This window comes from Mesorhizobium sp. M7A.F.Ca.MR.362.00.0.0, from assembly GCF_004023175.1.
GTDB lineage: Bacteria > Pseudomonadota > Alphaproteobacteria > Rhizobiales > Rhizobiaceae > Mesorhizobium.
In genome coordinates this window covers 2,019-2,521 of record NZ_RZTF01000604.1, presented here as the reverse complement: position 1 = coordinate 2,521, position 503 = coordinate 2,019, and the positions used below count along the sequence as shown (strand labels likewise).

General features: G+C 62.6%; 1 pseudogene. It reads left to right on the top strand.

Features of this window, described 5'->3' with window-relative positions:
• Positions 1–394, top strand: a pseudogene (locus EOC06_RS35830) (Mu transposase C-terminal domain-containing protein); the annotation flags it as partial.
• Positions 395–503 lie beyond the last annotated feature (109 nt).

The following is a 503-nucleotide window of genomic DNA, read 5'->3' as shown; positions in this document are numbered from 1 at the left end:
CCCGCAACGAGACCGTCTGGGACGGCTCGAGCTGCGATACGATCCTCGCGATATCAGCCACGTCTACATCCGGGACCCGGAGACGAGGGAGTTCCGGCCCGTGGAGCGGCGTGACGGAATGCTTGCTCCCATGACGTTGTGGGAGCACGAAGCTGACCGCTCGCACCAACGCAGCGCGAATGCGCGAACGGATGTCGAAAAAGTGACGCTCCGCCGTCAGATAACGGAAATCGCCAGCGGGCAAAAGCCATCAAAAATCGAGCTGCGCAATGCCGTGCGTCGAGCACATGCGGTAGAGGCCGCCAAACCCTATGATGCGCTGCGCCCCGCAAAACCGGCGCCTGCCGAGCATCCCGTACGCCACAAACGCCGTCTGCCAGTCGAGGACTGGTGACGTGGTGGGCCATCTGCTCGATCACGTTCGCCCGGTTCTTGACCGCAGGATGGAAGAGCGGATCGCCTATATCCAGGCGCCGCGATGGATCGGACATCAGGTGACAGTC